This window comes from Nocardioides gilvus (assembly GCF_003194605.1).
Taxonomy (GTDB): Bacteria; Actinomycetota; Actinomycetes; order Propionibacteriales; family Nocardioidaceae; genus Nocardioides; species Nocardioides gilvus.
On the sequence record NZ_QHKY01000004.1, the window covers coordinates 267,436 to 279,966 of the forward strand.

At 67.4% G+C, this 12,531-nt stretch carries 12 protein-coding genes; 4 read left to right on the forward strand and 8 right to left on the reverse strand.

What is annotated here, in order from left to right:
* Window positions 1–35: 35 nt before the first annotated feature.
* The 3 genes from DNK52_RS13140 to DNK52_RS13150 form a co-directional block, all read right to left on the reverse strand.
* Window positions 36–464, reverse strand: coding sequence for a hypothetical protein (locus tag DNK52_RS13140; protein ID WP_110241460.1), 429 nt, complete (start codon window positions 462–464; stop codon window positions 36–38).
* Between the two features lie 96 nt (window positions 465–560).
* Complete coding sequence (locus DNK52_RS13145; protein ID WP_110241461.1) at window positions 561–1,142, reverse strand: DinB family protein; 582 nt, start codon at window positions 1,140–1,142, stop codon at window positions 561–563.
* The gene (locus tag DNK52_RS13150) at window positions 1,123–1,881 is read right to left on the reverse strand and encodes a DUF4396 domain-containing protein (RefSeq protein WP_239455578.1); all 759 of its coding nucleotides are present in this window, start codon (window positions 1,879–1,881) and stop codon (window positions 1,123–1,125) included. Before DNK52_RS13150 ends, DNK52_RS13145 begins: the two co-directional genes overlap by 20 nt.
* A gap of 222 nt (window positions 1,882–2,103) precedes the next feature.
* On the opposite strand from DNK52_RS13150, the gene DNK52_RS13155 reads away from it, so the two are divergent.
* Window positions 2,104–2,571, forward strand: coding sequence for a GNAT family N-acetyltransferase (locus DNK52_RS13155; RefSeq protein WP_275426155.1), 468 nt, complete (start codon window positions 2,104–2,106; stop codon window positions 2,569–2,571).
* 110 nt (window positions 2,572–2,681) lie between these two features.
* Here DNK52_RS13155 and DNK52_RS13160 read toward each other — a convergent pair whose 3' ends face one another.
* On the reverse strand, window positions 2,682–3,383 hold the full coding sequence (locus DNK52_RS13160) for an HAD-IA family hydrolase (protein WP_110241463.1): 702 nt from the start codon (window positions 3,381–3,383) through the stop codon (window positions 2,682–2,684).
* Window positions 3,384–3,707: 324 nt separating this feature from the next.
* Complete coding sequence (locus tag DNK52_RS13165; protein WP_110241464.1) at window positions 3,708–4,349, reverse strand: aspartate/glutamate racemase family protein; 642 nt, start codon at window positions 4,347–4,349, stop codon at window positions 3,708–3,710.
* Window positions 4,350–4,411: 62 nt separating this feature from the next.
* On the opposite strand from DNK52_RS13165, the gene DNK52_RS13170 reads away from it, so the two are divergent.
* Window positions 4,412–5,053: a peptidylprolyl isomerase gene (locus DNK52_RS13170; protein WP_110241465.1), complete on the forward strand. Its 642-nt coding sequence runs from the start codon at window positions 4,412–4,414 to the stop codon at window positions 5,051–5,053.
* Between the two features lie 21 nt (window positions 5,054–5,074).
* Here DNK52_RS13170 and DNK52_RS13175 read toward each other — a convergent pair whose 3' ends face one another.
* Genes DNK52_RS13175 through DNK52_RS13185 form a run of 3 tightly spaced genes read right to left on the reverse strand, consistent with a single transcriptional unit; the run spans window position 5,075 to window position 9,096 of the window.
* The gene (locus DNK52_RS13175) at window positions 5,075–5,551 is read right to left on the reverse strand and encodes an OsmC family protein (protein ID WP_110241466.1); all 477 of its coding nucleotides are present in this window, start codon (window positions 5,549–5,551) and stop codon (window positions 5,075–5,077) included.
* A gap of 58 nt (window positions 5,552–5,609) precedes the next feature.
* Window positions 5,610–7,346: an aminotransferase class V-fold PLP-dependent enzyme gene (locus DNK52_RS13180; RefSeq protein WP_110241467.1), complete on the reverse strand. Its 1,737-nt coding sequence runs from the start codon at window positions 7,344–7,346 to the stop codon at window positions 5,610–5,612.
* A 22-nt stretch (window positions 7,347–7,368) separates the two neighbouring features.
* Window positions 7,369–9,096 carry a hypothetical protein gene (locus DNK52_RS13185; protein WP_110241468.1) on the reverse strand — a complete coding sequence of 576 codons (1,728 nt, stop codon included), beginning with the start codon at window positions 9,094–9,096 and terminating at the stop codon, window positions 7,369–7,371.
* Window positions 9,097–9,219: 123 nt separating this feature from the next.
* On the opposite strand from DNK52_RS13185, the gene pepN reads away from it, so the two are divergent.
* Window positions 9,220–11,688 (forward strand): aminopeptidase N, encoded by a 2,469-nt coding sequence (gene pepN / locus DNK52_RS13190; protein WP_110241469.1) that lies wholly within the window; start codon window positions 9,220–9,222, stop codon window positions 11,686–11,688.
* Complete coding sequence (locus DNK52_RS13195) at window positions 11,685–12,521, forward strand: formate dehydrogenase accessory sulfurtransferase FdhD (protein WP_239455586.1); 837 nt, start codon at window positions 11,685–11,687, stop codon at window positions 12,519–12,521. Before pepN ends, DNK52_RS13195 begins: the two co-directional genes overlap by 4 nt.
* Window positions 12,522–12,531 lie beyond the last annotated feature (10 nt).

Here is a 12,531-nt window from a genome sequence, read left to right on the forward strand (position 1 = left end):
GCACTGCACAGCACGGCACGGCCCTGACGACGGTGTCAGTGCTCCGGGTGGGCTGCTGCAATCCTCTGGATGTCCCAGACATGGTGGTACGCGTCGTGGCAGTTGTTCCGGGCCACGTCGGCTGCCCGCTGCACGCCACGGGTGGCATGCTGCAGTTCAACTCCTTCGTCGATCGCGGCCGTCAACACCGCGCACCATCGCTCGGCGGCGTCGCGCGCCGACCACAGCGCCACCGCCAGCGGAATGAACGCATACCCCCGGCTCACGGCCAACGCGTCCGGGTCATATCCCACCACCCGAGTTCGCTGCGCAAGCCTGGCGCCCTGCATCAACTCCGCCCATTGCCTCAGGTTGTCGCCGACGTGTGAAACGTATTCGGAGACTGACCAGCCTTCCAGGCGCTCGCTTCCGGTGAGTGAGCGAACGGCTTCGCCGAGGCGCTCGTCCAATTCGCGGACCCACACGACTGCGTCCTCCGGTGTCAGTGACCAGGCGAATCCACATTCACGGCAAGGATCCCCGAACCGGTCAGCTCCCCATGACTCCATGGAGCAAGGGTTTCAGGCGCCGGTCCTCCCGTCGAGCCCTTCTCGGAGGAGGTCAGCGTGGCCGCAGTGCTGGGCATACTCGGCAATCATCCGCAGCAACAGCCAGCGCAGATCAACGTCCTCGTGCCAATCCAGTGGCCGCGCGGTGTCGTCAAGGTCGTGAGCGGCGACGATCTCATCCGATGTCGCACACTCCGCGCGCCAAGTCTCCAGATCGGCAGCGAAGTCGGCGTCCCTGGGCAACTCGAAGTCCAGGTTCGGGTTGTCTGCGGTGAGGAAGAGGAATGGCACATTGCGACCGGCGAAGTTTTGCTGGAACCACCAACGCTCGACACCGGCCAGGTGTCGAATCAGGCCGTGCAGTGACATTGTCGACGGTGACATGGACTGGGTCCGGGCCTGCTCCGCCGTCAGCCCACGGCTTTTCATCTCAACCGTTGCCCGGTAGTAGTCCAGGTACGCGGTCAGAGCCTCTCGCTCCGTGGCGACACGCGGGATCTGGGGTCGGTCGTCGTCGGCCCAGACGGGTGAGAAGTCGTCGTCGATCAGACCAGACCCTGCCTGGTCACGGTCCTCAACCGGATGCTTGCTCATGTTCGGCATGTTGCCATGTCGAACTCGCTGCCGACCCTCCGGACAAGCTGGCTGGCACGGGAGTTGCCGAGGCGTGACCCATCCGTTCCGGCTCGGCGGCACCCATCTCGGCGGCGACGGAGACGACGAGTCCGACGAGCATGAACGCGATGATGATGGCGGCGAGGGTCGTGGAGGACAGGTTCGGGATGTAGCGCCTCACGCCGGTCACCGTTCCGGTGCCGCCGTGGTAGGCATGAGTCAGGGCGTGACCCTTGCCGCGTGCCAGCAGGTACCGGTTCACCGGGTATGCGGCGAGGAATGCAGCGCCGAGGGCGATCATCATCGATACCCAGAAGACCCAGTTGACGAGCCCGGCTTCCATCGCGCCGGGGATGAGCGCCATGACGGCGTTGTCGACGACTTCCATGGTGGCGATGGAGAGGGTGTCGGCCGCGAAGACAACGGACAGGGCGGCACCGACGCTGAGGCCGCTCTTGACGAGCGGGAATGTGGAGAGGGTGTAGCCGAACAGGAAGGCCAGGCTGACGGCGAGCACGACGGTCCAGCCGGTGGACAGGCCGATGGCGGTGCCGATCATGAGACCGGCGATTTCGCCGATGGCACAGCCGGTGAGGCAGTGAAGCGTGGCGGACAGGGCCATCTTGTTGATGCCGCCCATGTCGTGACCCGTATGAGCGTCGTAGCCTTCATGACCAGAGTGGTCTACCTGCTCGACGTGCTCGAAGTGCGGGTCCATGTGGTGCGTGTGGGGTGTGTGGTGACTCATGGCGGGTCCTTGGCGCAGTTTGGAATGAATACCGGCGGGGAGTTCGTTCGCCTTCCTGCAACATACCCCCGGGGGGTATCTATTCCGGAGGCTCGGACCCTCGACGCCTACTGGCGCCACGCCCGTCCGTGAACTGGCAGGGGCGGGAGTTGATGAGCCGGGAGTTCCGCGTTCTGCCGTACCGTGACCGTCGTGTTGCCCGCTGCCACGCCCCGGCTCCGATTTCGAGAGATGACCGAGGCAGACCTCCCCGACATCGCGACCTTGGAGATCGGCGGCTCCCGCGGCGCGAAGGGCTGGATCGAGTGGAACCGCCGCAACTACGCCAACCACGGATTTGGGCTCTGGGTCATCGAGACCCACTCCGGCGAGTTCGTCGGCGACTGCGGGCTGACCATGCAGGAGGTGGAGGGTGAGTGGCTGGTCGAGGCCGGCTGGCACGTGCGCTCCTCGCTCCGTCGTCAGGGATACGCGGTCGAGGCGGCTGCAGCGGTCCTCGAGGCTGCCGGCGATGCGGGGATCGACCACCTGATCGCGATCATCCGGCCCGACAACGTCGCCTCCCAAGGAGTTGCGGCGAAGATCGGGCTAGCGCTTGAGCGTGAGATTCACAAGAACGGGGGCTCGGCGTTGGTCTTCGGCGCCGATCTCGCGGAGTAGTCGCATCTGTTGCAACTTCCGTTAGCTAACTGGCAGGAACGGGAGTTAAAGAGCCGGGAGTAGGTCCCGATGAAGCGGCCAGCCCACGCCGGCATGAGTATCCGAGCGCCTTATGAAGGTGTGTCCAATCGTCCGGATCTCATCCAGGACCTCAACACGGGCCGAGCGGTCGCGATCGAGGGGACGATGAGGTGCGCGTGGCCGAGATCAGCGACCGAATGCGAGGTCGCCAGCGCCAGCACTGTCATCCCGGCCGCGAGCCCGGCCTCCACGCCGGCAGGCGCGTCCTCAACAACAACGCAATGCTCGGGGCCGACACCGAGACGGCGAGCAGCCAGGAGATAGGCCTCGGGATGCGGCTTGCCGTGGACGACCGAGGCGCCGTCCACGAGGACGGACGGCTGGTGGGCGCGCCCCGCCTGCAGCCGACTGCGGACCCGGTCAGCGTTTCCCGAGGTCACGATCGCCCAACTCGTTGGCGGTAGCTCCTCGAGAAAGGCAGGCGCATCCGGGAAGAGAGGGAAAGAGTCGGGGAGTTCGTTGACGAGGCCGACCAACAGTTCGTACTCGGCCACTGCATCCAATTGCGGTGCAACCTCCGCGATCGTGTCGAGCGGACGACGCGCATGGGTCGCCTTGAGTACCACGGCTGGATCGAGTCCTCGAAGTCGCGACCAGCGGCCCCACACGTTGCGGTAGCCGGCGTGCGAGTCCACGAGGACTCCGTCCGCATCAAACAGAATCGCCCGAGATGACGCCTCGATCAGGTGACCGTCGGGGAAGTCGCTCAGATCAGAATCCCCGGGTCCCATGCCTCGACTATTCCGTCCCCATCCCGTCCCCGTCACGGGTACTCGCCGAGCGACGCCACGACCTATACGTCCCACTTCGACACGGCCTCGGTCACTCAGGGCACGGGCGCAACCGGCTCCACGTCGACCAACACCTGGGGCGCGAACAGCGGACAGTCGCTCAGCAAGACCGAAGCCCCGACCGGATCATCCCGATCGCTGTCATCAGCACCCCGTCACCGGCACCCCGCTAAGTTCTTGCATCTGTTGCTACTCCCGTCCTTTAACCCCCGATAATGTACATTATGTCAACACCTGTGGACGGGGACACCCCTCTTGGGCTCATCACCCACGCAATGTCTCGCTGACGTACCTCACCGCCGACGCCGGACTCGCCAGCACCGGCACGCCGCACTCGCTGAGCAGGTCCGCTGCCTCCGCCATGCTGGCCTGCGCCAGAACGAGCACGTCGGCTCCTGAACGGCTCTCGAGACCGGCCCTGACGATTGAGTTGACATAATCCCCGTGCTTCCCCGCCAGGAACTGGTCCCAGGCATCCGGCACCGCCACCGTCTCCACCAGCACCACGACCCCAGCCCGTTGAGCTTCATCGCGGATCAACGCCAGCGTGGCCTCGGTCGTTGCGTCCAGCGCCACCAGCACCACGATGCGTGGTCCCATCCTGACGGCGGTCCGCATCATCGGTCGGTCGACACGTACGATCGTGCGTGACGCGCCTGCCAGATCCTCGGCTGCAGCACCTAGCGTCGAGCAGGTGCAGATGACGGCGTCAGCGCCGAGGTCCCACAGCTCGTCCAACCGGCTCTTCAGGTCCGGCTTGACCGCTGCCACACCCGACTCGGACGCCTCGGACAACAGGGCCTGGTCCACGACGTGGATCGCGTCGTGTCCCGGCAGGAGACGCACGAGCGCGTCGAAGCGCGCGACATGCCCCGGTGAAGTGTGGAGGAAGCCGATCGTTCCCATCCACCGACCGTAGCGCCCGGGGAGTTCTCACGACAGCGAGGCTGCTCCCCTAACATCACCCCATGCCTTCTCGTCTGCGATTCACTCGACCCCTCGCCGTTGTGACTGCGCTCTGCGCGTTGACCCTCGTCGGTTGCAGCGACGACGGCGCCAACACGTCCGGCGGTGGCGACGAAGGATGCACCTACGAAACCTCCGACCGGGCGGCGGTGAAGGAGGTCAAGGCCCCCAGCGACTCCCCCTCGTACGAGGGCGAGGTCCAGGCGACGATCAGCACCTCGGTCGGCGACATCGATCTGGTGCTCGACGCAGCGGCAGCTCCCTGCACGGTGAACTCGTTCGTCTCGCTCGCCGAGCAGGGCTACTTCGACGACACCACGTGCCACCGCGTCGAGTCCAACTTCATGGCCCAGTGCGGGGACCCCAGCGCCACCGGCTTCGGTGGGCCCGGCTACCAGTACGCCGACGAGCTCACCGGTGACGAGGAGTATCCGGCGGGCACCCTGGCCATGGCCAACACAGGCCCGGACACCAATGGCTCACAGTTCTTCATGGTCAGCGGCGATGCCAGCCACCTGGAAGCGAGCTACACCGTCTTCGGCGCCGTGACCGAGGAGAGCCTCGAGGCGATCCGTGAGATCGACGCCAACTGGAGTGACCGCGAGGAGTTGCCGAGCATCAAGAGCGTTAAGATCACGTCGTGACGGTCCGCCCCTGAAGCAGGATCAGTCGGCGACGACGCCGTCCTGGGTGGCGGTGCGGAACTCGATCGGCTCACCGATCTGGACGGTACGGCTCACCGAGCAGAGCCGGTCACGGCTCTGCTCCAGGGACCGCTGGACCACCGAACGCGCCTTGTCGCCGTCGTCCCCCTCCGGGAACTCCAGATCGAACGTGAGACGGAGCCCGGTCATGTGGTTGCCCTGCTTGTCGCGGACCTTGTCTCCCTCACTGACGACCTCGAACTTGACCGCCGGCGCACGCTTGCTGGTGATCAGGTCGACGTCGATGGCGCTGCAACCGGCGATGGCGGCGAGCAGCAGCTCGACCGGTGAGAAGTCCGGGTCGTCGCCTCCGGTGCCGAAGTAGGTCTCTCCCCCACGCTCGTTGGACGCCTTGAAACGGCCTTCCCCGATCTTGGTGACCGTGATGGATCGGTGGTTCTCGGCCGGAGCAGTCTGCGGGACGGTCGCGTCAGTCATGTCTTGAGCATAGAGGGGTGCTGCCGCTCGCCCACCCGGGAGGATCCTGACCCGGGCCTCAGGACTTCCGCACGCAGCCAGCAGGCAGGTCGAACCAGCGCAGGTGCTCGAAGTCGACCGAGACGTCACCGGGGTGACTCTCCAGATCCGGCGACGCCGCGGCGGCGAACAACTTCTCCGCCTCCTCCAGGTGTTCGACCAGGATCTCCTCTCCCCCGGTGATCTGGGCGGCCGGCAACTTGATGCCGTCGGTCCCGAACGTGATGGCGCGCAGGCTCAACGGCGGCTCGACGAGCCCCTCGCGGTGACGCCACAGCCCGCTGTGCGGCTCGAAGAGGTAGTCCCCCAGCAGACGCCATCCTTCGCGCGCGATGAGACGGACGGCCTCGATGACGTAGTCAGCCACCGCGTCGGAGACGAAGTAGTTGAAATTGACTCGAACCCACCCGGGCTTGATCCCTTCGCAGCCACCCGCGATCTCACGCTCGAACGCCATCGAACGGTCGATGTCGATGCCGAGCAGGTGGTGCCCGTAGGGGCCGGCGCACGAGCAGCCGCCCCGCGACTGGATGCCGAAGAGGTCGTTGAGCAGGGCGACGACGTAGTTGTGGTGCAGGTAGCGGCCGCTGGGCGAGCGGATGACGAAGGAGATGATCGAAAGGCGTTCGGCGTCGAGGTTGCCGAGGACCTCGATCCCCGGCTGGTCCTTCCATCCGTCCAACGCCCGCTGCAACAGCCGTTCCTCTGCCTCCCGGATCGCGGGAACGCCCACAGCGTCCTTCAGCTGGAAGACCACCCCGGCCCGGATCGCTTCGACGATCGCCGGGGTGCCGCCCTCCTCGCGGGCCGTGGGATCGGCCAGGTAGCGGTGTTCGTCGCTGTTGACGTACGAGACGGTGCCGCCGCCCGGCACCTCCGGCACCCGGTTGCTGAAGATCTCCCGGCGCGCGACGAGGACGCCGGGTGTCGAGGGCCCGCCGATGAACTTGTGCGGGCTCAGGAAGACCGCGTCCTTGTAGGACTCGGGACGGCCGGCGGCCCCGGTCATCTCGATCTGCACGTACGGTCCGGCGGCAGCGAAGTCCCAGAAGCTCAGGGCGCCGTGCGCGTGCAGGACCTCAGCGATCGTGTACGTGTCCGAGACGATCCCGGTCACGTTGGAGGCGGCCGAGAAGGAGCCGATCTTCAACTCACGGTCGGCGTACCTGGCCAGCTGCACCTCGAGGTCGGCGACGTCGATGCGACCGTCAACGTCCTGGGCGATCGTGACGACGTCGGCGATGGATTCGCGCCACGGCAGTTCGTTCGAGTGGTGTTCGTAGGGCCCGATGAACACCACCGGGCGTTGGTTCAGCGGGATCTGGGTCGCGAACGCATAGCGGTCGTCCAGGACGGACGGCAGCCGCAGACCCATCACGCCCACGATCTTGGCGATCGCGGCGGTGCTCCCCGACCCCGTGAACACCACGACGCTCGACTCGTCGGCACCCACGCTGCGGTGGATGATCGCGCGCGCCTCCTCGCGCAACCGCGTCGTCTGCAGACCGGTGCCGGAGGACTCCGTGTGGGTGTTCGCGTACGAAGGCAGCACCCGGTCACGGATGAAGTCCTCGACGAAGCTGAGCGCACGACCAGAGGCCGTGTAGTCCGCGTAGGTCACCCGACGCGGGCCGTAGGGCGTCTGCATCACCTGGTCGTCACCGATGACCGATTCGCGGATCAGACGCAGCAGTGCCCCGGGATCGGTCTCGCCGCGAAAATCGTCCCCGGGGCTCTGGTGGATCGGAGCAGTCATGCACCCATCATGACGCGTGCGTTCACCTCACCCTGATCCTGACCGTCTTGTCCCCGACGATCTGCAGCTTCGTGGGCAGTGACTTGGCGCGCCTGGTGACGACTCTCTTGCCCTTGGCGAAGGTCAGTTCCGCTGCCACCTGGTCGTTGCGGACCGTGGCCGCGAGGTAGGCCTTGAGATCCGCAAGCGAGCTGACGTCATCGGTCTCGACGTAGTGCCCGGCCCCACCGGTGACCTGGATCTCGGTCTGTTCCCCCCTGAGTCGCTTCGGGACGACGATCGACAGAGTGCGCCGGGCGATGCTGCGCTGCCCCTCGAGCACCACCCGCAGCTGCAGGGTGGCGCCGGCCTTGACCGGAACGCGGCCCTTCACCCGGACCCACTTGCCCTTCACCCGACGCTTGACCGCACGAAGCCTGTACGACGAGGTGTCCTTGGCGACGGTGGCGTCGGCGGTGATCCGATCCACCTGCATGCCGGGCAGCTGGTTCACTGCGTAGGTGAGTTCAGCGAGCTCGGCCCCCGCTTCGTAGGCGACGTCGTACTCGGCAACGTAACGATCGGTGAGCTTGAGCCGCACCGGCGTGCCGTTTTGCGACCCCTCGAGCATCCACGCGATCTCGGCGTTGCCGCGCATGGTGGCGTCCACGGCGCGGTCCATGCTTGCGGCGATCTGCATGTACGCGACGTCCGCCAGCATCTCAGGCACCGTCGCCACGGAGGACCCGGCGTACACCCGCTTCCCGTACGTGGCGGTCGAGCTCACCACGGTGCCTCGTGGCAGCACACCCAACGACCCGGTCAGACCAGCCATGGAGTCCTGGTCGACCGTGCCGACCGGAGCGCCCAGGTTGGCCACCTTGAAGGCGATGTCAGCAGGCGAGGGCTGGACGTGCACGACGGAGGCGCCATGCATGGCCAGCGAGGTCTCGCCCAGGTAGCCCAGCGGGTGGCCGAAGCCGAAGACCCGGCCCTTGCAGACGGACGTCACCGTCCCGACGCCCGCCGCGGTGACGTCACCGTACGAGGCCGACGCGCCGAGGTTGCCACCGGCGATGATGCCTTCGGCGCCCACGGTCGTGCGGGGGGCGCTGTTCACCCCGCCCAGAGGGCTCGTCCGGTAGTTGCGCTTGAGGACACCCGAGGCTCGGTCGGTGTCGATGCCACTGACGCTCAGACCGGCCGGCAGTTGGCGAAAGCCCTTTTGTGCCTGGGTGACGGAGACCTCGGCGCGGCGTGCGACCGAGCGGGCCACCGTACGGTCGATCTTGATCGTGCCGGTCGCACTCGGCGCGGCCGCGTAGTCATCCATGGCCTCGAAGGGGGTCACGCCTGCGATCTGCGACGGACCTGCGGCGAGACCGTAGGAGACGGCGCCGATCAGGCGGCCGTCGGCTGCGTAGACGGGCGATCCTGACATGCCCTGCCAGATCGCTCCCACTCGATCGATCCCGGGCGAGGTGAGGTCCACCATGACCATGTCGATCCCCGGGGCGATGCCGTTGTCGAGCACCCCCAGCACCTCACCGGTGAAGGCCGACGGAGTCACGCCTCTCTCCACGGTGAGGCCAGTCACGGCGTCACCGTCGGCGAGCTCGGAGACGGGGAACGGGACCGCGCAGTCACCCGCGGGAGCGGGCGCCGCGGCCCCGGCTCCGGTGACGACCCCTGCCGCAGCCAGGGAACTGGCGACCAGGCCTCCCGTCACCAGCAGTGCGAAGGTGGTCCTTCGTCGCGTCAATGCATCCATTTCTTCCTCCGATTGCCGACGCGCCGAATCGCGCTCGCCCCAAGACTAGGGGCACAGCCACCCCGAGGGCACCCGTGACGCCTGGACCGAACAGCATTTCTCGCTGCGCCTACCCTGAAGGGTGTGAGAGCCCCCCATCTGAGCCTGCGTCAGAGCGAAGCCGTGGCGCGGCGCGCGCTGCTCGAGGTCGAGCGCTACGACGTCTCCCTCGACCTCACTGCAGATGCGACCTTCGCTTCTCGCACGCGGATCAACTTCACCAGCCGCGGCGGCCAAACCTTTCTCGACCTCAAGTCCCGGCGACTCGATGCCATCACCCTCGATGGCGACGGTCTCGACCCAGGACAACTCGAGGGGGGTCGCTTCCCCCTCCATCTCTCCCCCGGCAGCCACGAACTCGTCGTGGAGGCAGAGATGGCCTTCCGCAACGACGGTGAAGGGCTGCATCTGCACGTGGACCCTGCAGACGGTCGTCGTTACGTCTACGCGATGTCGTTCATGGACGCAGCCCCCAGCATCTTCGCGTGCTTCGACCAACCGGACCTGAAGGCGCCCTTCACGCTCACCGTCCTTGCTCCCGAGGACTGGTCGGTGATCGGCAACGCTCCGGGCACGCAGACCGACGCGGGTCGGTGGGAGTTCGCGCCCACTCCCCCGCTGTCGACCTACTTCGTGACGCTCGTGGCCGGCCCCTACCACGTGATCACCGATTCACACGACGGCATCGCCCTGGGGCTGAGTGCACGCCGGAGCCTGGCGGGGGCCCTGGATCGCGAGGCCGATGAACTGCTCACCCTCACCCGCCAGTGCTTCGACGAGTTCCACCGTCTCTTCGGAATCCGTTATCCCTTCGGCAACTACCACCAGGCGTTCGTCCCCGAGTTCAATGCGGGGGCGATGGAGAACCCGGGCTGCGTGACCTATCGCGACGCGATGGTCTTCGAGAGTCGGGTGACTCGCGCCGCCCGGATCCATCGGGCCACGACGATCGCCCACGAGATGGCCCACCAGTGGTTCGGAAACATCGTCACGCCCCAGTGGTGGGACGACCTCTGGCTCAACGAGTCCTTCGCCGAGTACATGGGCAACCGGGTGACTGCCGACGTGACCGCGTACACCGATGCCTGGACGCACAATGCCTACGCCCGCCGCCAGTGGGGACTCGTGGCCGACCAACGTCCCAGTACGCATCCGGTGGCCGGGAACGGGGCGGCCGACGCCGCCACTGCCCTGCAGAACTTCGACGGCATCTCCTACTCCAAGGGCTCCAGCATCCTCAAGCAACTGAACGCCCAGATGGGCGACGACGTCTTCTTCGCCGGCGTCGTCGACCATCTGCAGCGCCACCGGTTCGGCAACGCAACCATGCACGACCTCTTTGCCGCCTGGGAGCGTGCAGGAGCCATCGACCTCTCCGACTTCGCCGCGTCATGGCTGCACACGGCCGGGCCCGACACCCTCTCGTGGGAGCCCGCCACCGCTTCGGTGCTGCGCACATCCCCAGCCGGACCACCTGCTGGACGGGTCCACACCTTCCGGGTGGCCACGGCAGGCGCTGCCGGCACGTGGAGCGAGGTGTCCGTGCGAGCCGCTCACGGTGTGACCCCCGTCGACGTCGAGGCGGCGGCGGTGGTGATCGACCCCTACGAAGACACCTGGGCGGCGACCCTGCTGGACCGTGCTTCGATCGAATCCTTGGTGGAACTGCTACCCCGGACGGAGGATCCACGACTCCGAGCCGGGGCCGTCAACGCCCTGCGCACCGGAATCCACCAAGCCACGACGACCTCGAGCCAGGTGCTCGCCGTGCTCGAGAGCACCCTGGCGACCGAGGAGAACGACGATGCGCTCAGCACAGTCGTGCCCTGGGCCCTGCGCAGCGTGGTGCCGCTGCACCACGACCCGACGGGGGCCCAGCGACGCCTGCACGACGCGGTGTCGCGGCGTCTGGCGTCGGCAACCGAGGGGTCGGACCTCCAGCTCGCCGCCTTCCAGTCCGTGGTGGCCTCCACGACGTCGGTGGCAGACCTTCAGCGATGGCTCGACGGCCACACTCCCCCGGGTCTGCATCTCGACCTGGACCTCCGCTGGGCCGTCCTCGTCCGACTGGCCACCCTCGACGCCGTGGGGGCGGACGATCTCGATCGCCACCTCGAGGCCGAACCCACCGCAAGGTCGCGCGTCGAGCACGCCCGGGCACGGGCGTCTCGGCCCGACGCCGAAGCCAAGGCCTGGGCCTGGGCGCGCGTCGCGGGCGAGGTCGACGTGTCGAACCACGAGTTGGAGGCCGTCGGGCTGGGCCTGTGGCGCCCGGGTCAGGAGCGGTGGACGAGCCAGTGGGTGGACCCTTACTTCTCGCTGCTCCCGTCCCTGCCCACGCTCCACGCCGGCTGGGTGCTGGGCACGGCCGTGCGCTCCTTCTTCCCCCTGACCTCACTCGACCCGTTGACGCTGCAGCGGGCGGAGGCCGTGCTGGGTCAGGAGCAACTCGACCAGACGGTGCGTCGCAACCTCGTGGACCTGACCGACGAACTCGCCCGTCGCCTCCGTGTCGTTGACCTGTCACGGACCGCTCACGAGGAGGCGACGTGAGCGACCTGGCACGCCGGCCAGGCCCGTCACGGCGGGTCAAGGTCGTGGAACACCCGGTGCAGGGTGCTGCTTCGCGGAGCCGGGAGGACCGAGTGATCACCGAGGAGCCGCTCGAGATCCGACTGGGGTGGCCCGGGTCGCCCCCGTCCTCCACCTGGATCACGATGCGTACCCCCGGTCAGGACTTCGAGTTGGCGGCGGGCTGGGCGCTGCACGAGGGCCTCACCATCGCCGACGGGATCGTCACCGTGGCCTACTGCACGGACGCCACCCTCGATCCCGAGCAGGAGTTCAACGTCGTCACCCTCTCCCTGCGCAGCCCACCGCGTCGTCTCCCTTCCCCGGGCCACCGCCACCTCAGCACCGGCTCATCGGCCTGCGGGGTCTGCGGCAGCGACAGCATCGCGAAGGCCCTGGACACGCCACGGGTACCACGCTGGGAGGGACCGGCACCCTCTGTCGACCTGGTGCGGGCCCTGCCCGCCGCGCTGCGTCCACACCAGCGCCTGTTCGCGCGTACGGGCGGGGTCCATGCAGCAGCACTCGTGGACGCGGCCGGAGAGTTCCTCGTCGTACGTGAGGACGTGGGCCGCCACAACGCAGTCGACAAGGTGACCGGGGCCCGGGTGCTGGCCGGCGAACCGACCGCGGAGGCCCTGCTCGTCACCAGCGGACGAGCAGGGTTCGAGGTGGTCCAGAAGGCCGCTGCAGCCGGTGTCGGATCACTGGTCGCGGTGGGCGCACCGACGAGCCTCGCCGTGGACCTGGCCGTCCGGAGCGGACTGCGTCTCTACGGGTTCACGGATGCGGCGCGCACAGTCCAGTACGCCTGAGGCGTACTGG

Excerpts from the sequence above, each read along its gene's own strand:
- DNK52_RS13185 (WP_110241468.1), bottom strand. The coding sequence starts at position 9,096 with ATGGATGCATTGACGCGACGAAGGACCACCTTCGCACTGCTGGTGACG.
- DNK52_RS13175 (WP_110241466.1), bottom strand. The coding sequence starts at position 5,551 with ATGACTGACGCGACCGTCCCGCAGACTGCTCCGGCCGAGAACCACCGA.
- DNK52_RS13145 (WP_110241461.1), bottom strand. The coding sequence starts at position 1,142 with ATGAGCAAGCATCCGGTTGAGGACCGTGACCAGGCAGGGTCTGGTCTG.
- DNK52_RS13160 (WP_110241463.1), bottom strand. The coding sequence starts at position 3,383 with ATGGGACCCGGGGATTCTGATCTGAGCGACTTCCCCGACGGTCACCTG.
- DNK52_RS13180 (WP_110241467.1), bottom strand. The coding sequence starts at position 7,346 with ATGACTGCTCCGATCCACCAGAGCCCCGGGGACGATTTTCGCGGCGAG.
- DNK52_RS13165 (WP_110241464.1), bottom strand. The coding sequence starts at position 4,349 with ATGGGAACGATCGGCTTCCTCCACACTTCACCGGGGCATGTCGCGCGC.
- DNK52_RS13150 (WP_239455578.1), bottom strand. The coding sequence starts at position 1,881 with ATGGACCCGCACTTCGAGCACGTCGAGCAGGTAGACCACTCTGGTCAT.
- DNK52_RS13170 (WP_110241465.1), top strand. The coding sequence starts at position 4,412 with ATGCCTTCTCGTCTGCGATTCACTCGACCCCTCGCCGTTGTGACTGCG.